Below are 23435 nucleotides of genomic sequence, written 5' to 3'. Positions count from 1 at the left end.
GACAGGCGGGGCAGAGCCCTTTGCTTACTTTGGGGCTTTTCCAAAGTGAGCCGCTGTAAGAGCGGAACCATAAGCCGCCGTTACCGAAGAAACGGATATGTACTCAGTCAACAATAAACCGCACCCCCGCCCTAACCCGCTCATCCACGATCAATTCGAAAATATCCGGCCGGGCATAATGCCCAACCACATCATAGTCATACCGCGCCCGCACCAAATCATCCGTATCAATCCGCGCCACCAGCAACCCCGCCCCACCGAGCAATGGCCCGGCAAGAACGTCCCCCATGGGCCCGACAATCACACTGCCCCCCGCGATCAGAGGCCGATCCACCGGCCAGTTCGCCACCTCCACACCCAACGCCTGGGGTGACGCCTGCACCTGACACGCACTCACCACAAAACACCGCCCCTCATGGGCAATATGCCGCATGCTCACCTGCCACATTTCCCGCTCATCCACCGTCGGCGCGCACCACACTTCCACACCCTTGGCGTACATCGCGGTGCGCAACAACGGCATCATGTTCTCCCAGCACACGGCGCCACCGATGCGCCCTACCGCGGCATCAACCACCGGCAACGTCGAACCATCACCCTTGCCCCAGATCAGCCGCTCAGTGCCGGTAGGCATCAATTTGCGATGCCTGGCCACCAACCCGCCAACCGGCTCGAAATACAGCACCGTGCAATACAACGTGCTGCCACTGCGCTCGATCACGCCCAACACCAGGCTCGCCCCGGTGCGCGCCGACAAGCCGGCCAGCGCTTCGGTCTCCACACCCGGCACATCAATCGCATTGGCAAAATACCGCGCAAAGGCCTCGCGCCCTTCAGGCAGGCGATACCCCAGCTGGGTGCCGAAGCCTTCACCTTTGGGATAACCCCCGAGCAACGCTTCCGGCATCACCACCAGTTGCGCACCGCTGCGCAGGATTTCGTCCTCGTAGGACAGGATCTGTTCCAGGGTCTCAGCCTTGCCACCCGGCAAGGAACCGATTTGCAGCGCAGCCACGGTAGAAACAGGCATCACGATCACTCCGTATCAATGGGGGTTGCCCATTCTCCGGCCAGCGGCAATCATGAATAAAGCCCGCTTCGCTGCTAACTGATATGAGCCATATGAATATCGCCAACGTCGATCTCAACCTGCTGAAAACCTTCGAGGCCCTGCACGACGAATCCAGTGCCAGCCGTGCCGCCCTGCGCCTTGGCGTCACGCAGTCGGCGATCAGTGCAGCCCTGCGCCGCTTGCGCGATGTGTACGGCGATCAGTTGTTCGTGCGTACCGGCCGGGGCCTGGCGCCCACCTTGCGGGCCAATCAGTTGAAGCCGGTGATCAGCGAAGCCCTGGATCGCTGCCGCCAGAGCCTGGCGATGGTGGATCCCCAGGGCAATCACTATCAGGGCCGTTCGGTGGTGGTGGGGTTATCGGATGATTTCGAAATCGCCTACGGCCGGCGGCTGATTGAAGAGATTGCCCGGCGTGCGCCAAAGCTGCGGTTGATGTTCCGCCAGACCCACAGCCAGATCGTTGCCGACGCCCTGCTCGACCGCAGCCTGGACCTGGCAATCACCGCCGGCGGGTTTGCCGAGCGCCGGTTGAGCCGGCAGGTATTGGGGGAAGGCCATTACGCGTGCCTGGTGGACCCCGACAGCCTGGCGCCGGGACAACAGGCCATCGACCTCGACGAGTTCGTCAGGCGCGAGCATGTGCTGGTGTCATCCGGCGGGTTTATCGGGATCACCGACGAGGGCCTGGCCGCGCAGGGGCTGAGCCGCCACGTAGGTGCCTCGACCACGCACTTCGCGGCGCTGCCGTTCCTGCTCAAGGGCAGCCAGGCGGTGGCGACCATCCCCGGCCATGCGGCGCAGGCCATCGCGCAGATGACCGGACTGAGGGAGCTGCCTTGCCCGCTGGCGCTGCCGCGTTACCCGGTGGAGCTGGGCTGGCGCACCCAGGCGCAACTGGATCCGTTGCTGCTCAAGGTGCGCGAGGCAATCGAGGCTTGTTTTACTTCGCCGCCATCAGGCGATTGACTTCACTGCGCACCATGTTCGAGAACTCCGGCGGTGACATGCCGTCCAGTTCTGCACGCACCCATTCGGCCCATTTGCCCTTGCGCTTGGCGCGTTCGCCAAACAGGCGGGCGGCCTCACCCTTGGCCTTGCCCAGGTTGCTTTGCCAGAGGTCGTAGAGACGGGACTTTTCATCTTCCAGCGCGGCGCGCTCGGCGAGGGGCTTGTTGGCCAGATTGAAGCTCATGTTGAATTACCTGCTGCACAAATAGGTGACATCTTACACTGTAGGTTGAAATTTCCTGGCCTGGATTTCTCCTAAGCTGACCACAGGAAAAAAACTGCAACTTTTGCCCGCTTCAAACACTCCATTCTTCATCAAGAAGCGCATTCATTGCCACATTCACCCGCAAGGAGTTAACCCAATGGCTCGCAAATCTGCCGCCCAAGCCGTCGAAGACCAAATCAAGGACCAAGCCTTCAGTGAGCTGACCGCACTGATCGAAGAATCGGACAAGCTGCTCAAAAGCAGCGCGTCACTGGTGGGGGAAGAAGGTGAAACCCTGCGTGAACAGGTCGCCATCAAGCTCAAGCAGGCGCTGGACTCGGTGTCCAACGTGCGCGAGCGCAGCAAGCCGGTGGTGGATGCCACCGAAACCTATATCGGTGGCCACCCATGGCAGACCGTGGCGATTTCCGCCGGGTTTGGCCTGGTAGTCGGCCTGTTGCTGGGCCGCCGCAACTGATCTGATGCAACGGCTGCGCCCTCCCCGGGCGCAGCTCGCTTCACGCCTGTGCCAACACCCGCAACCGACTCAATTCCTGCGTTTCGATCTCAATTCCGCCTGCCTGCGACTTCGCCCGTGTGCGATGGCGCCGATCCCCCGGTAAACGCCGCAACCCTGCCGCATGCATCTGTCGCACCAGCTCCTGGCTGCGCTCGGCGAAGCTCTGCCCGGCGGTCTTGCTCGGGTCGATCACGATCAGCAGTTGGCCGGTCCATGGGGTGCGGGCGCCGGGGTGATCGGACCAGTTGAACTCAAACGAGAAGTTACCGCCCGTGAGGGCCGCGGCCAGCAGCTCGACCATCATCGACAGGGCCGACCCCTTGTGCCCGCCAAACGGCAACAGCGCGCCGCCTTCGAGGATCGCCTTGGGGTCCTGGGTCGGTTGGCCGAGGCTGTCCACGCCCATGCCGGGTGGCAAGCGCTCGCCCTTGCGCGCGGCAATCTGCACGTCGCCATGGGCGATGGCGCTGGTGGCCAGGTCAAACACGATCGGCAGGCCATCGGCGCGGGGCGCGGCGAAGGCAATGGGGTTGGTGCCGAACAGCGGGCGGTCGGCGCCGTGGGGCACCACGCAGGTCATGCTGTTGACCACGCTCAAGGCCACCAGGCCTTCTTCAGCAAAAGGCTCGACATCCGGCCAAAGCGCCGCGAAGTGGTGGGAGTTATGGATCGCCAGCAAGGCAATCCCGGCACTGCGGGCCTTTTCCACCAACAGCCCACGGGCGGCTTGCAGCGCGGGCTGGGCGAAGCCGTTAGCCGCATCCACCCGCACAAACCCGCTGGCCACATCCTCGACCACGGGCACCGCCTTGCCGTTGACCCAGCCACTGGCCAGGGTCGAGACGTAACCGGGGATACGGAATACACCGTGGCTGTGGGCACCGTCGCGCTCGGCGCTGGCGCAGTTCTCGGCCAGCACCTGGGCCACATCGGCCGACGTACCGTGGCGGACAAACACCTGGCGCAGCAGGTCGGTCAATTGCGCATAACTGAGTCGCTCTGATGAAGACTCGACATCCAAAGGCGATGCAGACATCTGAAGCTCCCGTTTAATTATTGGAATGGGCAACAGCGTACAAGAATCGGTCCGTCGATTAGACAGGGTTTGCCCCATGGCTGTCGACAGGGAGCGCCAGACATATCTAGCCCCTCGTGGCGCCAGGCCTGGATAGGTTGCAGGCACGCAACTCTTCAAGGATCAGGATGATGAGCCACAACCCTCTCCCGTATTTTTTCCCCGAAGCCATGCGCGTGGGCTGGAGGGCGCTGGACCGTGAGCGCCAGCTGAACATCGACAGCAGGGACATCGAGTTTCTCGGCAAGGTGTTTTTTGCCAGCGATGCAGGCCGTCGCCAACAGTCGCCGCCAATGATCGCGCAGCGCATCTGGTTGAATAAAAGCACTGCCAATGCCGTCGAACTGGCCGGCAGCTTCATGATGAGTTCAACCAGCGCCTACCCACATGCCTGGCTCTACACCCCGTACGGCGGCCTGGAAAAATTCGACAGCCCCGCCCACTTGCTGACAGCACTGACCGAGCGCTTGAAAACCCCGGACAGCGCCACGCAACTGCTGTACTTCCTGCCCTTGCAGCAACAACCATCGCCGCTACTCGACAACCGACTGGTACTGACACCGGAGGCCATGCTCGGCGACGTATTGGGTGAACAGGAAAAAACCCTCAGGCGCTATCAGGAGAATAATCGCCAGGCGCTACTGGCGGCGTTGAAACAGTTGCCCGCCCTCGGCGCCCTGCTTTCAAAACTGCTCGAAAGCGTCTGCCGCCCACTGTTCCCCGGGCTCAGCCCCGGCGAAGCCCACGTGAGTTTTTTCGCCATACAGCCCGTTGGGTACACCGTGCCTCGCTGGCTCGACTCGCTGCAACTCAATGACGCGGTGCTGTTGTACTACCGTGAACAAGCCTGGCCCGCCGGGCAAACCCGGGAGTTTTTCCACCCCAAGCGGCCTGCCGACGCCAAGGCCCGCGACACGCAGCGTTGGGAAACCGCGATCAAACAAGCAGCCGGCCAACTGATCCCGTTCCTGCACAGTGCACTGGAGACGTTCTGGAACAGCGAGATCGCACCGGGCGTGTCGCGTCGGGCCTGGTTCGCCCGGGCCATGGCCGCCAATGCGCAACTGGATCTGCTGTTCAAGCGCCAGCAATCCATCATCAGTCCGGAGCAAAGCCGGGCATTGGCAGCGCTGTATTCTTCCCGGGGGAACGAGGCCCCCCCGAACAGCCAGACGCTGCGCGTCGAGAACGTACAGATCTGGGAGCAGCCGAGCAACGCCGTCGAGCTGGCCAGCACCTTGATGATCGGCAATTCGCAGACCTTCCTCTACACCCCCGAGAAGGGCCTGCAGGTGCTCGGGACCTACGACGACCTGATGGACACCCTCAAGGCCATGGTCAAGGCACCAGGCTATGAAGACGACCTCTACAACCTGATGTCCCTGGAGGAGCGGGCGCTGTTTGTAGGGTTCAAGACGCCGCAGTTTTCCGGCACTCCCATCGCCGGCAATCTGTTTGAGCAGGTGCTCGAAACCATCATCGGCAAGCAGCAACAGAACCTACGCTACGCACTCGACCTGTACCGACGCACCCGCGCCGGCATTGACCCCTCGGCCTTGCTCGACTACGCGCTGGATGTGCGGTACATGATCGACAGCCACCTCCCGGGCCTGGATACCGCGGGACGCTGGACGCCTCATTCGGTACTGGCCGACCCGACTCGCCCGGTGTCGCTGGCCGCCGAACGTGCCGCCCTGCTGCAAAAGCAGATGACCGATATCCAGGACACGCTGGCAACCCAGGTGCGAGCGCAACCCACATTGGCCAACACCGTCAATCAGGCGCTCACCGCCGAGTTCAACCGCCGCGGCTTGGCTGGCCACGATCCCGGCAAGATCTACGTCAATCGCTACGCCGCCAGCGCAAGCGCGACACCCGCCACTGCGCCCCTGGAAAGCCAGAGCCTGCGCAGTTACTTTCTTGCGCGCCTGATACACAAGCGCGGGCCGATTCCGCAAACGCCGCACTATGGCCTTTACGCCAGCCAGGGCGATGGGGCTGTCACACCGCTGGGCGGCCTGGACATAGCGCAAGCCAACGCAGTGCTCGATGCCGCACTGGTCAAGTTTCATCACTCCAACATTGCCGATATTCCCCGCGAATACCTGGAACAGCTCAAGGCGCCGATGGCCCATGCCATGGCGGTGGCGATCCAGGGCGAAGCCAGGCTCAGGCGCCTCAACAACAGCCTGGACGCGCGTGATGAGGCGATCGTGCAGACGGTGTTTGATCTTCAACACCCTGATCGCCGCCGGCGCCAGGGCCTGGGTGGATTCATCCCGGATGCCTATGCGTTGACCGTCGAACCCGAGGGCCTGACGCAACGGGTGCCCCTGGCGCATTGCTTGATGCTCACCGAACGCGGTGGCCTGGCCCCGTCCCACTCAGGCCGGGCCGTGCTGTGGACGCCGGCGCGCGGCCTGGAGAGTTTCGCCAATGTCAGCCAGTTGCAGACAGAACTGCAACGACGACTGGCCGCCCCGGACCTTCGCAGGCAGCTACTGGCCAATCTCGACCCGCGCTATCTCAAACCGCACCAGGCCTGCGCACTCGGTCAGTTCATGCTGATCAACGGCGCGGTCGCACAGCACTGCCAGCAGTCCTGGATTGATCATTACAGGGCACAACGGGCTCACTGCCTCACCCTGACGCTCTCAGGGGAGGCCTTGCTGAAGCGTCTCGGGGGGCTGGAAAAGGCCTTGCCTGCCAACGACCTGAGCCATGCCTCACAAATCGCCCAGACCTTCATGGCACAACAATCACTGCCCGCCTGGCTGGGGATGGCGTCTGTCAGCCAACAGCGTCGCCATGTCGAAATCCTTGAGCAATACCGCCACAGCCTCACGGACGACAAGGACTACCTTGACGATTTCCTGCCGCTGCCAGCGTATCTCGGCAGCAAGCTCATCGACTTGTTGCAGCCCTATGACGTGCGCCCCCAAGACGTCTACATCCTGCCCAAGCTGGTATTGGCCGGCCAGCGGCAGAACCTGGTGGACTACGCCCTCAATCACGTCAGCCAGCAAGCTGCTGCATTCGATGTCGAGTCCACAGCCGCCGGCCTGACACCTGCTGTGGTGCGCCAGATCCTCGCGCGCCTGCCCCTCAAGCAGGACCACCAGGCTTGCCTGGTCGAAAAACTCACCCCGGGCAAGCCCGGCGCAGACGTGCGGGAGCGCCGGTTTATTCGGCAACTGCCCTGGCAACTGTTGCAAAATGCCCACGCGCTGAGGCTGCAGGAACTGTTATCACCCGCGGGCCTGAGCCTGGTCGAACAGGTCCTCGACATGCCGGACGCGCTCGCCCGCGCAGCGGTCGAGGGCGCGACCTCGACAGTGCGTCCGCTGGAGTTGATCGCCACGGCGGGGGCCCGGTCCATCAAGACCCTTGGGGTCTACTTGATCAGCGCCGCCGAAAGCACTCCGCTGGTGATGTATGCGCCCTATGGGCCGCAACAGGCGTTCCAGGAGTTCGACAACGAGGCGGATTTGATTCGCCGGCTCAACCTGCCCGGCCCCTTGCAGGACTGGGTGATCGGTCGCCTGCCAGAGGCTGAGCAAGCCACGTATAGACACCTCTGGGCCAGCACGGTCGGGGGAACCTCGGAAATCACCCTGGGGGCCAATCCGATCAAGGGCCACGCGCTCAAGCAGTTGTACCGCGACAACATCGGATTGATCTCGAACCTGTTTGAACAGCAATCCCAGACCAACGGCCGGTCAGCCTGGGACACCCTCAAAGCCTTGTTCAGCAGCGGACTGCAGCACGCGCAGGCGTTGCTGCCGGGCAAGCTGATGGTGCCGTTGGTGATCTGGCAAAGCTACAAACTGTTCCAGGCCTCTGCCGAAGACTTGCAGCAACACCGCTGGCGCGAGGCGCTGCAAACCTTCATCGGCGGTGTCGCGCAAATGGCCTCGATCCGCGCATTGATGGATGAACCCTCGACACCAGGCACCGCCCCCGCGCAACCCGCGCCGACGCAAACGGCCAGTGCCTGGCACGACATCGACGTCACCGCCCGGGCCCGAACCCGGCTGCAAGCGTACGAAGCCTGCGACATCAGCCTGGAGGGCCTGACGGCAGGCAACACGGGCGTCTACACAGCGACGGACAACCGGCATTACCTGCCGTGCGCAGGCAAGGTCTACCGCGCCAGGCAGGTCGAAGGCCATTGGCGGCTTTTCAGTGCACGGTCCAAAGGACCGTTTGTGCGCCTGGATGCCAACCGCAAATGGACCCTGGACCCAAGAGCATCGGTTCGCCGCCACGGCCCCGGGTGGAGTGCAATGATGGACCGCCGTGAGGTGCGGACAGCCGTGGACCAGGTGATGAACGTCGAGGCCCGCGGCCTGGCCGAAATTCGGCGTGTGTCGCCCTCCAGGGCCCAGGCGATCGTCGAAGCACTGGACCTGGCAACCTTCTACCTGCACAACTGCCAGCAGAACCTGAAGCTGCTCGACCACCAGTATCCGCCCGTGACCCGGGTGCATCGCTTCATCAACCGCTTCTTTGGCATCCCGATAGACGCCGACACCGGCCCGGCCAAATTTCCGCCAACCCTCGCGCAAAAACTCATGGACACGGTGACCGACATTCTCGATGAGGCGCTGGAGCCGGCACTCTACTCGCTCAATTCCCGGCGTTTCGTCTCCGGTGCGCATATTGCCGAACCCGAACGGCACTGGGCGTTTACCATCGACGGCGACCCGGATCGACGCATCTACCTCACTGAAAACTTCTTCAACCCCCCTACGGCCGATTTCGAAGGGCGCCTGATCAATCACTTCGACCAAAGAGCCCATGCCCGCGCGACCACCTTGATTCATGAGTTGACTCATATCGTGAGCAATACCGCCGACGTCGCCTACCTCAATTCCACATCACCTTTTCCCGACCTGATTGAAGTACAGACCCAAGCCGGTCGCGATCTTCAGGACTGGCTGCGCAACGTGCAGGAGAATGCGTACTCGATCAACACGCCTGTTGGGCAATTGTTCAAATCAACGGACGCGTGGGGGCCTACCGGATTCGACCTGGGGACCGACCCGGAAGATGACTACATCAAGCAGCAGATTCTTGCCACGACCGGAGGCGTGGACTTGAGCAACGCGCGGGGAATTTTCAAAACCAACCTGACGCGGCGGTTCAATACACAGATGGATAACGCCGACTCACTGACCTTGCTGATCACCACCCTGGGGCGCCAGTTGGACCCCGTGCCTTCGATTGCCGAAGCCACACCGTAACAGACAGGGTGCGGGCCGAACGCCCGCACCCGTCAGTTCATTCAGTCTTTCTGATCGCGCAACACATTGCCCGACTCACCGTCGATGCGGAACTCATAGACCACGCCATCGGCCTTGCGCCCCTCACCTTCCCAATAGCCATCGTTATCGGCTTCGATCTTGTAGATCTGGACGTAACCAGCCTTGGTCTTGGCGGTCTCGATGGCTTTTTCGATGGTGATCCAGCCTGCGCCCGGTTTGTCCGCCAGGGCGGCTCCAGCACTGAGCAAGGCGGTGGTTGCGACAACGGCGGCTAAGGTTTTCTTAAGCATTTTCGTGCTCCATTAGGGAATGAGTGTTACCGGTCCTGAATTTTTTAGGGCCCTGCAGACGAGAATTAGTTCCAATTGATGTGCATTCGCCATGATGGCTGTTCTCGCCGTCCTGCTGTGGAGGTTAGAATGTCGGAAATCAGGATGAGTTAATGACAGATAAGTCCCTATCAGAAGCCGAATATGACGCCATCACCGATGCCGCTGCGCACTGGTGCATGCGTCTGCACGCTGGCGATTGCACGACGGCGGAGCGTCAGGCCTTCGAGCAGTGGCACGATGCGCATCCACTGCATGCCTTCGAATACGCCGCGATGCTGGAAATCTGGGACGTCGCCGATCACTTGCCCCGCAGCGAGCCGGCCCCCGTCATGGCGCGACGACAACCTCGCAGCCGTTTGAGGAACTACGCGGTAGCGGCGGCGATATGCCTGGTGGCCTTGCCACTGGCGGCCTTTACCGGCTGGGAAGCGGGCTGGCTGCCCAGTTCGTACAACCATTACGAAGCTGAAAACAGCTTGCGCCAGGTCACCCTTGACGACGGCAGCCAGGTGGAACTGAACCTGGGCACCGAATTGGTCTACAGCAACTTCAAGGATCAGCGCCGGGTTACCCTGAAAAAAGGCGAGGCGTTTTTCAAGGTCAGCCATGACGCGCAACATCCGTTTATCGTCCACGCCGGGGACGGCCAGGTTCGAGTGACCGGCACTCAGTTCAATGTCTGGAAATACGAAGACCATGTGCGGGTGATGCTGCTGCAAGGCTCGGTGCTGGTGAGCAGCGACGACGCCCACAGCGGCCTGCGCCTGTCACCCGGGATGCAGGCCAGTTACAACCGTGGCGACGCCAGCCCCCTGGCCCAGCCGATTGCCCCGGGCGACACCGCCCTGGCCTGGCGTGACGGCAAGCTGATCCTCGACAATCTGGCCCTGGCCGACGCGTTGCCGTTGATCAACCGCTACCTGAGCAAACCGGTGATGCTGGCCGACGCCGGCACCGGCGCGATCCGCATTGGTGGCATCTACAACATCAACGAGGTGTCCAACCTCGTCCCCTCCCTGCCCAAGGTCCTGCCGGTCTACCTGACCCAGAACCAGGACGGCAACCCCGTGCTCAATTCCATTCCGCGCAAAACCCCAAAGAGCTGAGCCAGGGTCATGGGCCTGCGCCCTCCTCCCGGATGCTGCCTGCGTCAAATCGTCCATTTTTGAAACACTTGCACCGGCTGAGCTGACAGCCGGCTGCGGAGTGCCGGGTTTACGGCGCGCAGTGTTTCATCCCTGAGACACCTGCCAGGCGGGCTGGACAAAGGCCCGCTGTCTCACAGTTGAAACACATCCACTGTGCATTCTATCCCCCGCGCTCATAACCCCATGAATGTCATCCCAAATTCAAAAGCGGCACAGCTCCTGCTCTCTTCCTGACAGCGCTGTTTAGGGTCAGCGCCAAGAATAAGGAATGCCGTCGTGAAGACACTTAATCCAGGCTCGTTGAGCCTTCTGCTGATCAGCTGTGTACTGAGTACCAGCGTGAGCCTCCCGGTGCTCGCGGCAGGCGACGGTGTGATCGTGATTCAGCGCACCGTCCAGGGCCACATGGCTGGCCGCACCGCTGGCGTCGACCCCAACCCGGTCACCGTCAATGCCAATTCTTCTCCACAGATCCTGCGGGCCACCAGCGAGCTGAGCGACAACGACTACGCCAACATCAGCAGCGGCTCCAGCATCACTCGCGCCATCCTGCCCGGCGGCAACCTTCCCGGCTTGACCAACAACGGGGGTGGCGTAGGCCTCGGTGGCGGCGCAGCGGCCGGCCATGGTGGCGGCTCCAGCCTCTCGGGGCAGATCAATGGCTCAATCTCCCGCGGCATGGCGCCTTTGAACAATATCGGCAGCCTGATGGGAGGCCAGTGAGATGAACCATTCCTGGTTGTTCCTGGCGATCCTGGGCTGCTCGGCGGCCATGGCTGACAACAGCGCAGTGATCGACAACTCCGGCAAGCAATACAACGGCATCGTCTCGATCAACCAGGCGGCCGGCAATCAGCAACAACAGCTCAACAGCCGCGCGATTTCGGCGGGCAGCAACTCCCAGGCGGGCGGCGCCCTCAGCCAGACCATCGGCGGCGCACCGGCCGATCGCTCCCAGAACGCCAGGGTGGCGATCCAGGGCAGCTCTTTCAGCAATGGCAGCGGTGTACTGGGCGTCAACCAGTCGGCCGGGGCCAGCAACCAGATGATCAATGCGGTGCGGATCAGCGTGAATGCTGGCCCGCAAAGCATCGACGACAGCGTCATGTCGCAACAGAACGTGGCGCTGTCACCAAACTCAGGGTTCACCTCTACCACTGGCAGCCGCCAGGTCGTCACAAGCGACCAGGCCTTCACCGGCAGCCGTGGAGTGGTACAGGTGAATCAGAGTGCCGGGGTGGGGAACCGCATGGCTAACGCCCTGAACGTACAGATCCAATGATTCATTGGAGCTCGAAGCTGGACCGTACCAACACTTAACCAACTAATTAGAAGCAAGGGGAAATACCATGAAAACTACAATGGCTCTTAAACCACTGGCCTTCGCTCTCGCTGCAATCATGGCTGCCGCCGCACATGCCAACCCACCTACTCATCAGCCTACCGCTGCAGTAGCCGCCGTTTCCGATGCGCAATCGAGCAACCACAATGGCGTGCTCAACCTGGGCACCCAGAACAACGCGTCGGCCAACAACTCGTTGAACGGCAGCAGCGGCAACGCCCAGGCCAACATCGCAGCCGGTGATGGCAACCAACAAGACAACCAGACCGCCATTGCGGCCGGTGATGCAGATGCCGTGTTTGCCCAAGCTACCATTACCCAAGACAACCGCAACAACGTCTCGGTGCAAGTGGCTACCCACAACAACGCTTCGCTCAACAACTCGGCCAACGGCAGCTCCGGCAACCTGGGTGTGAGCGTTGCCGCGGGTAACTTCAACCAACAGAAAAACCAACTGGCAATTGCTTCTGCCAGTGGTGCCGCCGCCGCTGCCTCGAGCAACACCACTCAAACCAGCGTCGACAACACCTTCCTCAATACCGTGGCCACTCAGTCTGGCCCATGGGGCAGCCACACTTACCTGCCTGTCGTGAACAACGCCAGCGCCAACAACTCGCTTAATGGCTCTTCGGGCAACCTGGGCGCCAACATTGCTGCAGGCGTGGGCAATCAGCAGGGCAACACCACTGTGATTTCCTCCGGCGTACGTTTCTGATCCAACGGGGCCTTGGCAACAAGGCCCCTTTTTATTCCAGTGTCCACCAGGCCATTCGATCATGCGGATCATCGCCCTCACCCTCCTGTTATTGCTCACCGGCCCGACTTGGGCGGGGCAAATGGCGATTGCTGCCATGCCCGGCGGTGGCGTGATCTTCAAGAAGGTCGAGAGCATCCGTGAACGCAAGTTCGCCAACCTGGTGGAACAGAAAACCGATTTCAGCTGCGGTGCCGCCGCCCTGGCCACCATCCTGCGCCAGGCCTACTGGATGGATGTGGATGAAGACCACATCATCAAGGGCATGCTGGTCAACGCCGATCAGGACCTGGTGCGTACCCAGGGCTTTTCGATGTTGGACATGAAGCGCTACCTGGAAAGCATCGGGATGCGCGCCCGGGGTTACCGGATCAATGCAGACACCCTGCTCACGGTGAAAATCCCGGTGGTGGTGTTGCTGGAGATTCGCGGCTACAAGCACTTCGTGGTGATGCAGCGCGCCGACAAGGACTGGGTGTACATCGGCGACCCGGTACTGGGCCATAAACGCTATGCCCGCGACGACTTCGTCAAAGGCTGGAATGGCATCGTCTTCGCGGTATTGGGCGAAGGTTATGACAAGACCAACGTGCTGCTCGACCCGCCCACCCCACTGACGGCGAAAAACAGAATCAATGAGTTCAGTCCGGTGCGGGACAGTGAATTGATGGACTTCGGTTTTATCCAGAGCGACTTCTTTTAGAAGCGCAATAAGGGGCAGGACGCTCCAGGAGCAAACGATGAACACTTACCGTTGGCTGACGGTCATGTGCCTGGCAGCCTCAATGCCCGCTTATGCGTCATCGGTGTTCAAACCGATTGAAATAAAGGACTCGGAACTGGCTGACCTGCGTGGTCGCTACGTGATGCCGGGGCGGATCATCAGTTTTGGCATCGTGATGAGCAGTACCTGGACCAATGCCGCCGGCGACAGCGTGACCGGCTCGGCCAGCATGAACGTCAACGCGTCGACCGTCACCCCGCAGTTTTATGTGCAGGTAACCGACAGCCCCACCAAAGTCTCGCCCAACCAGCCGAACGGCACCGGCACGGTGGTCGGTGGTGCCGGCCTGGGCAGTGGCCAGGGTGTGACCCAAAGCGTGCGCGCCGCCGGCGATGGCAACACCGCCAGCAATAACGTGAATATCAATGTGAACCAGAATGGCTTGTCGCCGGCCAATGTCGTCCAGTCCGGACAAGCCCTGGTGGCTGGCCAGTCGGTCACCGGCAGCACGGGTGCCGGCCAGGTCACGGTGTCGGCCGCCAATGGCGGGCTGCAAATGGCGATCCTGGCCAACAACAATCAGGGCAATTCGTTGCAGCAGATCGGCGCCGGGAATGTCCTGCAAGGCACGGTTTTGCAGGGTAACAGCAACTTCGTCAGCAACATGACCCAACTCAATGTGGTGCTGGGCAACAACGGTTTGAACAATTTGGGGCAGAACCTCAACCTGAATCAGCTCAGGGGCCTACGCCCTAACGGTTATTGAACTACGCTGTGCCTCGACACTTGCGCATTAGAAAGGGACGGCTTATTCCATGCATCGATCGCTATCGTTACGTGCCGTAATTTGTTTAAGCACGCTCCTGCCCGCATCCATGTTGTATGCCGCGCCGGACACCGACATAGACACATTGAAAAAGGAATTGCTGGAGCTCAAGCAACGCTACGAAGTGCAGCAAAAAGCACTGGCGGTGCTGGAGCAACGGGTACGCCAGGTGGAAGAACAACCGGTGGCGCCGCCGCCCAAACGCCTGGCCAAATCCCCGGCAGACTTCCAGAAAGGCGGCACCACAGTGGCCGGCAACACGCCGGGAGTCGGCGCGGCTGCGGCCTCGGGCGGTGCAGCCGGTGGCGCGTCCTACGGCCAGTCCCTCAAGGATGATTCGGCCCCGGCGCAGAGCGTGAGCAACTTGTATAACGAGGCCAGCGGGTTCTTTGGCAACGGCAAGTTCAGCTTTGAAACCGGCGTCACCTATTCCCGCTACGATGCCCGCCAGTTGACCCTCAACGGCTTCCTGGCGCTGGACTCGATCTTTCTCGGCAACATCAACCTGGACCGGATCAAGTCGGATAACTGGACCGTCGACCTCACGGGCCGCTACAACCTCGACAACCGCTGGCAGTTCGATATAAACGTGCCGGTGGTTTACCGCGAGTCGACCTATCAGTCCGGTGGTGCCAACGGTGGCAGCGGCACCGCGACCTCGGAACAATCGGTCACGCGTGACCCGACTATCGGCGACGTCAACTTCGGGATTGCCTACAAATTCCTCGACGAGAGCGTCAACCTGCCGGATGCCGTGGTGTCGGTGCGGGTCAAGGCGCCCACCGGCGAAGATCCGTTTGGGATCAAGCTGGTCCAGTCATCCAGCAACACCAACCTCTTCGTGCCGGAAAGCCTGCCCACCGGCAACGGTGTGTGGTCGATCACGCCGGGTATCTCGCTGGTCAAGACCTTCGACCCGGCGGTATTGTTCGGCTCGCTGTCGTACACCCACAACTTCGAAGACTCGTTCAGCGATATCAGCTCCCAGGTCGGCCAGAAGACCCCGGGGAAAGTGCAGTTGGGCGACAGCTTCCAGATCGGCGCTGGCGTGGCGTTTGCGCTGAACGAGAAGATGAGTATGTCGTTCTCGGTGTCCGACCTGGTGCAACGCAAGAGCAAGCTCAAGCCGGATGGCGGCGACTGGCAGTCAGTGGTTTCCAGCGATGCCAACGCGGGTTACTTCAACGTGGGCATGACGATTGCGGCAAGCGACAACCTGACCATCGTGCCGAACCTGGCCATCGGGATCACACCGGATGCGCCGTCGTTCAGCTTCAGCCTGAAGTTCCCGTATTATTTTTAAGGCATGACAACGGGAAAAGCCCCGCAACGATAAGGGTCGTTGCGGGGCTTTTCGGTTTACCCGCCCTAGCGGATCTGGTGTTTGTGCAGCAACCGGTAGAACGTCGGCCGGGAAACCCCCAGCACACGGGCCGCGACACTCAGGTTGTCGCTGTGCCGGTTGAGCACATCGCACAGTGCCTGGCGTTCGGCACGGTGCTTGTAATCCTCCAGTGTAGCCATCGGCAGCGCGATTGCCTGCTGGCTCTGCAATCCCAGATCAACGGCTTCGATTTGCCGCCCTTCCGCCAGTACCAGGCCCCGCCGCACGCGGTTGGCCAACTCGCGCACATTGCCCGGCCAACCGTGCTCGCCCATGGCCACCAGTGCGTCTTCACTGAAGCTGCGGGGACGGCGGCCGGTTTCCTGGCTGTAGAAGTGTGAAAAATGGTTGGCCAGCATCGCCACGTCACCGTGGCGCTCGCGCAACGGCGCGGTGACCACTTGCAGGACGTTGAGCCGGTAATACAAGTCTTCACGAAAAGTACCCTTTGCCACCGCGGCTTCCAGGTCGACGTGGGTGGCCGCCAACACGCGTACATCCACCGCAATCGGCTGGCTGCCGCCGACTCGCTCGATCTGTTTTTCCTGGAGAAAACGCAGCAGGTTGGCTTGCAGCTCCATGGGCAAGTCGCCGATCTCATCGAGAAACAAGGTGCCGCCGTGCGCCGCCTCGATCCGCCCCACCTTGCGCTGATGGGCGCCGGTGAAGGCGCCCTTCTCATGGCCGAACAGTTCGGACTGGATCAGGTGTTCGGGAATCGCCCCGCAATTGATCGCCACAAACGGCTTGGCATGGCGCTGGGATTGGCGATGCAAGGTACGCGCGACCAATTCCTTGCCGGTGCCGCTGTCGCCACGGATCAACACCGGGGATTCAGTGGGCGCCAGCTTGGCGAGCAGCTTGCGCAATTCCCGGATCGGACGGCTGTCCCCCAGCAACTCGTGTTCCGGCTGGCCCGCAGGCGCGTTGTTGCCCTTGCCCCGCAGGCGCGCCATGCCGAAGGCGCGGCCCAGGGTGACCTGCACCCGCGACACGTCAAACGGCAAGGTATGGAAGTCGAAGAACCACTCACAGACAAAATCGCCGACATTCTGCAGGCGCAGCACTTCCTGGTTAAGCACCGCAATCCACTCGGTGCCGCTGCGGCTGATCAGTTCCTTGACCGCTTCGGGTCGCTCCAGGTGAAACGGCTGCAGGCGCAACAAACCCACGTCACAGGAGCGCTCACCCACCGACTCGAGGGCGCAGCTGTCCACGTCCCACCCCGCTGCGCGCAAACCGGGCAATAGCCGGTGGCAGTCATCACAGGGATCGACCACAAGCAGGCGGCGCGGGGCAGGTGTAACAATCATGACTATTCCTTGGCGTCAAAATCGTTAAAGTTATTTAAAAACAACTATTTGCAAAGTCTGCTGGTAACCCTAGCAAGATCTTGACGCACCCTTTGTACCGATTCGCTATAAGTCGCGAACGAACCGGGTCTTTTATGTCAGTCGGGTGCGGTCAATTGCCGCGGCGTAACTTTCATGAGGCTTTCAAAATAGCCCCTTACATGACTTTAATCAGGGAAAGTTAAAAAATCTTCTTCTAACATGTGACCCGCACCCGGTGATCGTGCATCAGTACAAGTAACCAGTCGTTAGGCACGCCCAACCAACGGCTTCCACTTGAATGGGCATTTAGAGAGAAGACCCCATGAACGCCCCGCTCCGCATCAACGAAGCTCTTTTGATCGCAGACCGTGCCTTCCAGCCCTTTCAATGTGTGGCCTGGCACGATGGCAACGGCGCCCTGAGCCTGAGCGTCATCGACCGCACCAATACCCGTATCGGTAGCAAGCAGCTGTCTTCCAGCACTTATACCGACCCGGCACAGCTTGAGAACTTGCTGTTGCAGGCCCGTGCCGAACTCGACAAAGATGGCTACCAGTTGCAATCCTGGGCAATGCCCAAGTAACTGAAGCGTGCGTGAGACGGCACCCGAAAGTGTGCCGCCCGGCTGCGCAGTATATTGACCCGCACTAACTCAAGTGGACAGTCAGCCATGCAAGTTGCAACTTTGCATAGCTGACTACTTATTAGTGTGGTTACCGATCAATAGGCCGAGAGAATAAACCGCTCGATGGCTTCCGCCGCACCGTCATCGACATTGCTGCCGGTCACGACGCTGGCTTGGCGCTTGACCACCTCTTCTGCCTGGCCCATTGCAATCGACAACCCCGCCACATGAAACATCGCCGGGTCATTGCCGCCATCACCGATGGCTGCGGTCTGTTGCAGTGGCACACCGAGGTGCGCCGCAAGGGTTCTCAATGCTTCACCCTTGTTGGCCTTCATGGCGGTGACATCCAGGAACACCGGCTGCGAACGCGACACCTGGGCCAATCCCTCGACCCTGGGCTGCAACTGCGCCTCAAGCTCGATCAGCAGCTGGGTATTGGTACTGGCCGCAACAATCTTGTCGACCCGATCCAGATACGGCTCGAAGCTCTCCACCACGATCGCCCCATAGCCCAGGCCGTGCTCCTCGCGAACCGCCATCGGTCCGCCGGGATCGCGACGCAGCCAGTCGCCGTCGGCGAACAGCCAGACTTCAACGTCCGGCTGCGGCGTAAACAAGGCCAACGCCACCAGCGCCGCTTCTGCCGGCAAGTGATGCGCCACCAGAATACTGCCGTCGGGATTGACCAGCGTGCCGCCGTTGAAGCCGGCAATCGGCACATCGATGCCCAGCGCTTCGACCTGCTGACGCATGGCCTTGGGCGGTCGCCCGCTGGCCAGGCTGAAAAACACCCCGGCCGCGCGCAAGGCGCGAACCGTATCAATGGTGCGCTGGCTGAGGCTGTGATCCGGATGCAGCAACGTGCCATCCATATCACTCAACACAAAACGGATGGGTTGACTCGGCAAGTCACTCATCCGAGGCTGTGCCAGGTACGGCCATCGCGGGCCAGCAACGCATCAGCCGCCGCCGGGCCGTCCTCACCCGCCTTGTAGGCCTGGATGCCGTCGTCCTGCTTCCACGCATCGAGAAAAGGCTGCACCGCACGCCAGCCGTTCTCGATGTTGTCGGCGCGCTGGAACAAGGTCTGGTCGCCGGTCATGCAGTCGTAGATCAGGGTTTCGTAACCTGTCGACGGCTGCATCTCGAAGAAGTCCTTGTAGGCAAACCCCAGTTCCACGTTGGCCATGTCCAGGGTCGGCCCGGGCTTTTTCGCCAGCAGGTCGAACCACATGCCTTCATTCGGCTGGATCTGGATCTTCAGGTACGTCGGCTTGAGTTCATCGACCTCGGTATCACGGAACTGCGCGTAAGGCGCCGGCTTGAAGCAGATGATGATCTCGGTGTCGCGGATGCTCATGCGCTTGCCGGTGCGCAGGTAAAACGGCACACCCACCCAACGCCAGTTGTCGATCAACACCTTGAGGGCAACGAAGGTCTCGGTGCTGCTGTCGGGCGCAACATTGGCCTCTTCGCGGTAACCCGGCAACTGCTTGCCGCCGACTTCACCCGAGGTGTACTGGCCACGCACCGAGTTGGCCCGTGCGTCTTCCAGCGACCAGGGCCGGATGGCCCCGATCACCTTGGCCTTCTCGCCCCGCACTGCGTCGGCACCAAAGGCAGCCGGCGGTTCCATGGCGACCATCGCCAGCAACTGGAACAGGTGATTGGGCACCATGTCCCGCAGGGTGCCGGTGTGTTCGAAGAAACTGCCACGGGTTTCCACGCCGACGGTTTCGGCGGCGGTGATTTGTACGTGGTCAATGTAGTGGTTGTTCCAGAACGCCTCGAACAGCACATTGGAAAAACGGCTGATGAGGATGTTCTGGACGGTTTCCTTACCCAGGTAATGGTCGATGCGGTAGATCTGCTTTTCGCTCATCACCTTGAGCAGGCAGGCGTTCAGCGCTTCGGCAGTGGCGAGGTCGGAGCCGAACGGCTTTTCGATCACCACCCGGCGAAACGCCTCCGGGGTTTCTTCCAGCAAGCCGGCCGCGCCGAGGCGCTGCACCACTTCGGCGAAGAAACGCGGCGCAGTGGCGAGGTAAAACACCGCATTGCCAGTACCGCTGTCGGCAATCTTCTTGCCGATATCGGCGTAGGTGCCGTCATCGAGGAAATCACCCTCGACGTAGCTGATGCCTTTGGCCAACTGTTCCCACAATGCAGGGTCCAGGGCGTTCTCGGCATTGCCCTTGACCTTGCTGGCGGCCTCGGTGCGAATGAAGTCCTCGAGCTTCTTGGCGAAATCGGCGTCGCTGATGGCGTTGTGATCAACGCCGACAATGCGCAAGCCATCGCCCAGCAGCCCGTCGCGGCTGAGGTTGTACAGCGCCGGCATCAGCAGGCGCTTGACCAGGTCACCGTGGGCACCAAACAGAAACAGTGTGGTGGGCGGAGCGGGTTCGGCCTTGGGTTTCTTGCCGTTGGCGGTCATTTTTTGGGAGTCTCCACATGGCCGCCAAAGCCGAAGCGCATGGCAGAAAGCATTTTGTCACCGTAGGTACTTTGCTGGCGGGAGCGGAAGCGTGCGAACAGCGAGTTCGACAGCACCGGAACCGGTACCGATTGTTCCATGGCGGCCTCGATGGTCCAGCGGCCTTCGCCACTGTCGGCGACCGAGCCGGAATACCCGTCGAGCTTCGGATCGGTGGCCAGGGCGTCGGCGGTCAGGTCCAGCAGCCAGGACGACACCACGCTGCCGCGGCGCCAGACTTCGGCGATATCGGCAACATTCAGGTCGAAGCGCTGGTCTTGCGGCAGGTTCTCCGAATTCTTGGTCTTGAGGATGTCGAAACCTTCGGCGAAGGCCTGCATCATCCCGTACTCGATGCCGTTGTGGATCATCTTGACGAAGTGCCCGGAACCGGCAGGCCCTGCGTGGATATAGCCGCGCTCGGCACGGCTGTCCGCTGCGGCGGAACGGTCCTTGGTACGCGGGATGGTGCCCAGGCCCGGTGCCAGGCTTTCGAAGATCGGGTCCAGCAGCTTAACGGTCTCGGCGTCGCCGCCGATCATCATGCAGTAGCCGCGCTCCAGGCCCCAGACGCCGCCGGAGGTGCCGACGTCGACATAGTGCAGGCCTTTTTCCGACAGGGCCTTGGCCCGACGGATGTCATCCTTATAGAAGGTGTTGCCGCCGTCGATGATCACATCACCGTCTTCAAGCAGTTGGCTCAGTTCTTCAATGGTGTTCTCGGTCGGGTCGCCTGCCGGCAGCATCACCCAGATCGCCCGGGGCTTTTGCAGCCCGGCCACCAGGCCTGCCAGGTCAGCAACGCCCGTGGCGCCCTCGCCTGCCAGACCTTTTACGAATGCTTCATTGCGGTCGTAAACCACGGTGGTATGCCCATTGAGCATCAGGCGCCGCGCAATGTTGCCACCCATGCGGCCTAGTCCAATAATCCCCAGTTGCATGTGCTGATGCTCCTTACTACGAATAAATGTGTGTCACAGTTTATAGCGCAATGAGGCTAATGAGGGTTAGTCCAGAGCGGATTGGCATAGTTTCATGACAAAAAGTGGCCATCCTTTCGCCTTCAGTGGGTTAAAAGTCACAACGACCATCAAAAATAAAAAAGTTCCCTTCATTAAAAAAAGAATTCAGAATTGCCCCGACTGTTGCCGAGAGCCTCGATTCAAGCGCTCTGGCACCGCGATAGACCGGCTATTTGCGAGGTAAGCAATGAGCACTGCACACATGACCCGTCCGCCACAGACCCTCTACGTCACGATTCGCCGCGATGAATTGCGCCAGTTGAAAAACGAGCGCGACCAACTGCAGCAGGAAGTCATGCGTCTGCGCTCGCACTTGCAGGGCCAGCTCAATCAGCCGTCCGGCACCCAGCCCGCACTTTGCTGAACGTGGGCTGAACGAACCGTTCAGGAATAACTCACGAAGTTTTCACATCCCCCTCCCGATACTCCCGCCGAATAGGGCCGCGCTACGTGCGCAGGCCCTCTGTTTGCGTGCATCCCTGCGCGTTGACACTGAAATTATCGGGTTGGAGCGCTGGATGGCGATGTTCAAACGCAGCACTACGTCTGCGAAAGGTTTTGATTGGGCCGGCCTCGGCTGGATGTTTCTGTTCTTCTGGTATTTCTCGGGCATTACCCAACTGCTGATCCAACTGACCGGCACCTCCGGCTTCAGTGGTTTCCGCCAGGCATTCTTCATGAGCGCCCTGTGGCTGGCGCCGATGCTGTTGTTCCCGCGTCGCGCGCGCCTGGTGGCGGGGTTGATTGGCGTGGTGCTGTGGGCCTGTTCCATGGCCAGCCTGGGTTATTTCTTCATCTACCAGCAGGAATTCTCTCAAAGCGTCATCTTCATCATGTTCGAGTCGAACATCTCTGAAGCCGGCGAATACGCCACCCAATACTTTGCCTGGTGGATCGTGCTGGCGTTCATTGCCCACACCGCCATGGCCGTTTTCCTGTGGACCCGCGTACGCCCGGTTTACCTGCCACGTGGCCAGGCCATGCTGGCGGCTGCCGCAATCGTGATTGCCATCGTCGGCTACCCGCTGGTCAAGCAGATCGCCAAGAGCGAGACCATGGAACTGGCCATCGACCGCTTCGAAACCCGTATCGAGCCGGCAGTGCCATGGCAGATGATCGTCGCCTACCGCCGCTACACCGAACAACTGGATAACATGCAAGGCATGCTGACCAGCGCCAGCAAGATCCCGCCCCTGACCAACCTCAAGGACAGCATGGCCGGCCAGCCGTCGACCCTGGTGCTGGTGATCGGCGAGTCCACCAACCGCCAGCGCATGAGCCTGTATGGCTACCCGCGCAACACCACGCCGGAACTGGACAAGCTGCGGGACCAACTGGCGGTGTTCGACAACGTCATTACCCCGCGCCCGTACACCATCGAGGCGCTGCAACAGGTGCTGACCTTCGCCGACGAAGAAAACCCGGACCTGTACCTCAAGACCCCCTCCATCGTCAGCGTGATGAAGCAGGCCGGCTACAAGACCTTCTGGATCACCAACCAGCAGACCATGACCAAGCGCAACACCATGCTCACGACCTTCTCCGAACAGGCCGACGAGCAGGTGTACCTGAACAACAACCGCAACCAGAATGCGCGCCAGTATGACGGCGACGTGCTGGAGCCGTTTGCCAAGGCCATGTCCGACACCGCCGAACGCAAATTCATCGTGGTGCACCTGCTGGGTACCCACATGAGCTACCAGTACCGCTACCCGCCGACCTTCGACAAGTTCACCGACCGCCAGGGCGTGCCTGAGGGGGTCAGCGACGCACAGTTGCCGACCTACAACAGCTACGACAATGCGGTGCTGTACAACGATTTCGTGGTGTCGAGCCTGATCAAGGACTACGCCAAGACCGATCCGAACGGTTTCCTGCTGTACCTTTCCGACCACGGCGAAGACGTGTTCGATTCGGCCGGCCACAACACCCTGGGCCGCAACGAAGGCAAGCCGACGGCACCGATGTACACCATTCCGTTCATGGCCTACGCATCACCCAAGTGGCGTGAAAGCCATGACTGGAGTTTTGCCGGTGACTTGCAGCGCCCTTACACCAGCTCGCAGCTGATCCATACCTGGGCCGACATGGCCGGGTTGAGCTTCGACGAACTGGACCACAGCAAGAGCCTGGTCAGTGACAGCTTCAAGCCTCGGCCACGGATGATTGGCGACCCGTATGCACGCCAGCAAAAACCGCTGATTGATTTCAGCCTGATCAAGCCCAAGCCAGACGCCGTCAACGTGGTCGTCAAGTAGCTTGAATCGCCCGGGTTTCATCCGCGCAATGCGGTGAAACCCGATTTGGCTGCAACGC

The 23435-nt window shown here is 61.0% G+C and carries 21 protein-coding genes; 13 read left to right on the top strand and 8 right to left on the bottom strand.

Annotation, left to right across the window (positions count from 1 at the left end):
• Positions 1–103: 103 nt before the first annotated feature.
• Positions 104–1030 (bottom strand): carbon-nitrogen hydrolase family protein, encoded by a 927-nt coding sequence (locus HX786_RS16890; protein WP_178912356.1) that lies wholly within the window; start codon positions 1028–1030, stop codon positions 104–106.
• 92 nt (positions 1031–1122) lie between these two features.
• Here HX786_RS16890 and HX786_RS16885 point away from each other — a divergent pair, with 92 nt between their 5' ends.
• Entirely contained in the window at positions 1123–2040 is a 918-nt protein-coding gene (locus HX786_RS16885) for a LysR substrate-binding domain-containing protein (protein ID WP_008432042.1), read from the top strand.
• Here HX786_RS16885 and HX786_RS16880 read toward each other — a convergent pair.
• Positions 2015–2266, bottom strand: a complete 252-nt coding sequence (locus HX786_RS16880; protein WP_003217960.1) for a hypothetical protein — start codon at positions 2264–2266, stop codon at positions 2015–2017. The genes HX786_RS16885 and HX786_RS16880 overlap by 26 nt on opposite strands.
• A 178-nt stretch (positions 2267–2444) precedes the next feature.
• Here HX786_RS16880 and HX786_RS16875 point away from each other — a divergent pair, with 178 nt between their 5' ends.
• Positions 2445–2765, top strand: a complete 321-nt coding sequence (locus HX786_RS16875) for a YqjD family protein (protein ID WP_003217958.1) — start codon at positions 2445–2447, stop codon at positions 2763–2765.
• A 40-nt stretch (positions 2766–2805) separates the two neighbouring features.
• Here HX786_RS16875 and HX786_RS16870 read toward each other — a convergent pair whose 3' ends face one another.
• Positions 2806–3843: an Ldh family oxidoreductase gene (locus tag HX786_RS16870; protein ID WP_177023406.1), complete on the bottom strand. Its 1038-nt coding sequence runs from the start codon at positions 3841–3843 to the stop codon at positions 2806–2808.
• A 170-nt stretch (positions 3844–4013) separates the two neighbouring features.
• Between HX786_RS16870 and HX786_RS16865 the strand changes: the two genes are divergently transcribed.
• The gene (locus HX786_RS16865) at positions 4014–9128 is read left to right on the top strand and encodes a dermonecrotic toxin domain-containing protein (protein ID WP_178912355.1); all 5115 of its coding nucleotides are present in this window, start codon (positions 4014–4016) and stop codon (positions 9126–9128) included.
• A 41-nt stretch (positions 9129–9169) separates the two neighbouring features.
• Here HX786_RS16865 and HX786_RS16860 read toward each other — a convergent pair whose 3' ends face one another.
• Positions 9170–9439 (bottom strand): PepSY domain-containing protein, encoded by a 270-nt coding sequence (locus tag HX786_RS16860; RefSeq protein WP_003217951.1) that lies wholly within the window; start codon positions 9437–9439, stop codon positions 9170–9172.
• Positions 9440–9591: 152 nt separating this feature from the next.
• Between HX786_RS16860 and HX786_RS16855 the strand changes: the two genes are divergently transcribed.
• The 7 genes from HX786_RS16855 to HX786_RS16825 all read left to right on the top strand — a co-directional run bounded on the left by HX786_RS16855 (position 9592) and on the right by HX786_RS16825 (position 15578).
• Positions 9592–10587, top strand: a complete 996-nt coding sequence (locus tag HX786_RS16855; RefSeq protein ID WP_178912354.1) for a FecR family protein — start codon at positions 9592–9594, stop codon at positions 10585–10587.
• Between the two features lie 318 nt (positions 10588–10905).
• The gene (locus tag HX786_RS16850) at positions 10906–11352 is read left to right on the top strand and encodes a hypothetical protein (RefSeq protein ID WP_003217947.1); all 447 of its coding nucleotides are present in this window, start codon (positions 10906–10908) and stop codon (positions 11350–11352) included.
• A 1-nt stretch (position 11353) separates the two neighbouring features.
• Complete coding sequence (locus tag HX786_RS16845; RefSeq protein ID WP_003217945.1) at positions 11354–11911, top strand: hypothetical protein; 558 nt, start codon at positions 11354–11356, stop codon at positions 11909–11911.
• Positions 11912–11990: 79 nt separating this feature from the next.
• Positions 11991–12686: a hypothetical protein gene (locus HX786_RS16840; RefSeq protein ID WP_008432027.1), complete on the top strand. Its 696-nt coding sequence runs from the start codon at positions 11991–11993 to the stop codon at positions 12684–12686.
• Between the two features lie 61 nt (positions 12687–12747).
• Entirely contained in the window at positions 12748–13428 is a 681-nt protein-coding gene (locus tag HX786_RS16835; RefSeq protein ID WP_003217941.1) for a C39 family peptidase, read from the top strand.
• Between the two features lie 37 nt (positions 13429–13465).
• Positions 13466–14215 (top strand): hypothetical protein, encoded by a 750-nt coding sequence (locus HX786_RS16830; protein WP_003217939.1) that lies wholly within the window; start codon positions 13466–13468, stop codon positions 14213–14215.
• Between the two features lie 49 nt (positions 14216–14264).
• Positions 14265–15578, top strand: a complete 1314-nt coding sequence (locus HX786_RS16825; protein ID WP_043224814.1) for an autotransporter domain-containing protein — start codon at positions 14265–14267, stop codon at positions 15576–15578.
• Positions 15579–15643: 65 nt separating this feature from the next.
• On the opposite strand, the gene HX786_RS16820 is transcribed toward HX786_RS16825, so the two are convergent.
• Positions 15644–16972 carry a sigma-54 dependent transcriptional regulator gene (locus HX786_RS16820; protein ID WP_003217935.1) on the bottom strand — a complete coding sequence of 443 codons (1329 nt, stop codon included), beginning with the start codon at positions 16970–16972 and terminating at the stop codon, positions 15644–15646.
• A gap of 343 nt (positions 16973–17315) precedes the next feature.
• On the opposite strand from HX786_RS16820, the gene HX786_RS16815 reads away from it, so the two are divergent.
• The gene (locus HX786_RS16815) at positions 17316–17576 is read left to right on the top strand and encodes a hypothetical protein (protein ID WP_003217933.1); all 261 of its coding nucleotides are present in this window, start codon (positions 17316–17318) and stop codon (positions 17574–17576) included.
• 137 nt (positions 17577–17713) lie between these two features.
• Here HX786_RS16815 and HX786_RS16810 read toward each other — a convergent pair whose 3' ends face one another.
• Genes HX786_RS16810 through gnd form a run of 3 tightly spaced genes read right to left on the bottom strand, consistent with a single transcriptional unit; the run spans position 17714 to position 21062 of the window.
• Entirely contained in the window at positions 17714–18538 is an 825-nt protein-coding gene (locus tag HX786_RS16810) for an HAD family hydrolase (RefSeq protein ID WP_177046598.1), read from the bottom strand.
• Positions 18535–20058 (bottom strand): glucose-6-phosphate dehydrogenase, encoded by a 1524-nt coding sequence (zwf, locus tag HX786_RS16805; RefSeq protein WP_003217928.1) that lies wholly within the window; start codon positions 20056–20058, stop codon positions 18535–18537. The genes HX786_RS16810 and zwf overlap by 4 nt, the downstream gene beginning before the upstream one ends.
• Positions 20055–21062, bottom strand: a complete 1008-nt coding sequence (gene gnd / locus HX786_RS16800; RefSeq protein ID WP_256579633.1) for a phosphogluconate dehydrogenase (NAD(+)-dependent, decarboxylating) — start codon at positions 21060–21062, stop codon at positions 20055–20057. Before gnd ends, zwf begins: the two co-directional genes overlap by 4 nt.
• A 244-nt stretch (positions 21063–21306) precedes the next feature.
• On the opposite strand from gnd, the gene HX786_RS16795 reads away from it, so the two are divergent.
• Together HX786_RS16795 and HX786_RS16790 are read left to right on the top strand one after the other, a co-directional pair.
• Positions 21307–21483 (top strand): DUF6026 family protein, encoded by a 177-nt coding sequence (locus tag HX786_RS16795; RefSeq protein WP_023658901.1) that lies wholly within the window; start codon positions 21307–21309, stop codon positions 21481–21483.
• A 154-nt stretch (positions 21484–21637) separates the two neighbouring features.
• Positions 21638–23377: a phosphoethanolamine transferase CptA gene (locus HX786_RS16790; RefSeq protein WP_087694370.1), complete on the top strand. Its 1740-nt coding sequence runs from the start codon at positions 21638–21640 to the stop codon at positions 23375–23377.
• Positions 23378–23435 lie beyond the last annotated feature (58 nt).

It is taken from the genome of Pseudomonas sp. 21615526 (genome assembly GCF_013386245.1).
GTDB lineage: Bacteria > Pseudomonadota > Gammaproteobacteria > Pseudomonadales > Pseudomonadaceae > Aquipseudomonas.
This window is presented reverse-complemented; position numbering and strand designations above follow the sequence as displayed.

What these genes read in the sequence shown, in the direction of transcription:
- HX786_RS16890 (WP_178912356.1), bottom strand. Translation starts at nt 1,030, where the DNA reads ATGCCTGTTTCTACCGTGGCTGCGCTGCAAATCGGTTCCTTGCCGGGT.
- HX786_RS16885 (WP_008432042.1), top strand. Translation starts at nt 1,123, where the DNA reads ATGAATATCGCCAACGTCGATCTCAACCTGCTGAAAACCTTCGAGGCC.
- HX786_RS16880 (WP_003217960.1), bottom strand. Translation starts at nt 2,266, where the DNA reads ATGAGCTTCAATCTGGCCAACAAGCCCCTCGCCGAGCGCGCCGCGCTG.
- HX786_RS16875 (WP_003217958.1), top strand. Translation starts at nt 2,445, where the DNA reads ATGGCTCGCAAATCTGCCGCCCAAGCCGTCGAAGACCAAATCAAGGAC.
- HX786_RS16870 (WP_177023406.1), bottom strand. Translation starts at nt 3,843, where the DNA reads ATGTCTGCATCGCCTTTGGATGTCGAGTCTTCATCAGAGCGACTCAGT.
- HX786_RS16865 (WP_178912355.1), top strand. Translation starts at nt 4,014, where the DNA reads ATGAGCCACAACCCTCTCCCGTATTTTTTCCCCGAAGCCATGCGCGTG.
- HX786_RS16860 (WP_003217951.1), bottom strand. Translation starts at nt 9,439, where the DNA reads ATGCTTAAGAAAACCTTAGCCGCCGTTGTCGCAACCACCGCCTTGCTC.
- HX786_RS16855 (WP_178912354.1), top strand. Translation starts at nt 9,592, where the DNA reads ATGACAGATAAGTCCCTATCAGAAGCCGAATATGACGCCATCACCGAT.
- HX786_RS16845 (WP_003217945.1), top strand. Translation starts at nt 11,354, where the DNA reads ATGAACCATTCCTGGTTGTTCCTGGCGATCCTGGGCTGCTCGGCGGCC.
- HX786_RS16840 (WP_008432027.1), top strand. Translation starts at nt 11,991, where the DNA reads ATGGCTCTTAAACCACTGGCCTTCGCTCTCGCTGCAATCATGGCTGCC.
- HX786_RS16835 (WP_003217941.1), top strand. Translation starts at nt 12,748, where the DNA reads ATGCGGATCATCGCCCTCACCCTCCTGTTATTGCTCACCGGCCCGACT.
- HX786_RS16830 (WP_003217939.1), top strand. Translation starts at nt 13,466, where the DNA reads ATGAACACTTACCGTTGGCTGACGGTCATGTGCCTGGCAGCCTCAATG.
- HX786_RS16825 (WP_043224814.1), top strand. Translation starts at nt 14,265, where the DNA reads ATGCATCGATCGCTATCGTTACGTGCCGTAATTTGTTTAAGCACGCTC.
- HX786_RS16820 (WP_003217935.1), bottom strand. Translation starts at nt 16,972, where the DNA reads ATGATTGTTACACCTGCCCCGCGCCGCCTGCTTGTGGTCGATCCCTGT.
- HX786_RS16815 (WP_003217933.1), top strand. Translation starts at nt 17,316, where the DNA reads ATGAACGCCCCGCTCCGCATCAACGAAGCTCTTTTGATCGCAGACCGT.
- HX786_RS16810 (WP_177046598.1), bottom strand. Translation starts at nt 18,538, where the DNA reads ATGAGTGACTTGCCGAGTCAACCCATCCGTTTTGTGTTGAGTGATATG.
- zwf (WP_003217928.1), bottom strand. Translation starts at nt 20,058, where the DNA reads ATGACCGCCAACGGCAAGAAACCCAAGGCCGAACCCGCTCCGCCCACC.
- HX786_RS16795 (WP_023658901.1), top strand. Translation starts at nt 21,307, where the DNA reads ATGAGCACTGCACACATGACCCGTCCGCCACAGACCCTCTACGTCACG.
- HX786_RS16790 (WP_087694370.1), top strand. Translation starts at nt 21,638, where the DNA reads ATGGCGATGTTCAAACGCAGCACTACGTCTGCGAAAGGTTTTGATTGG.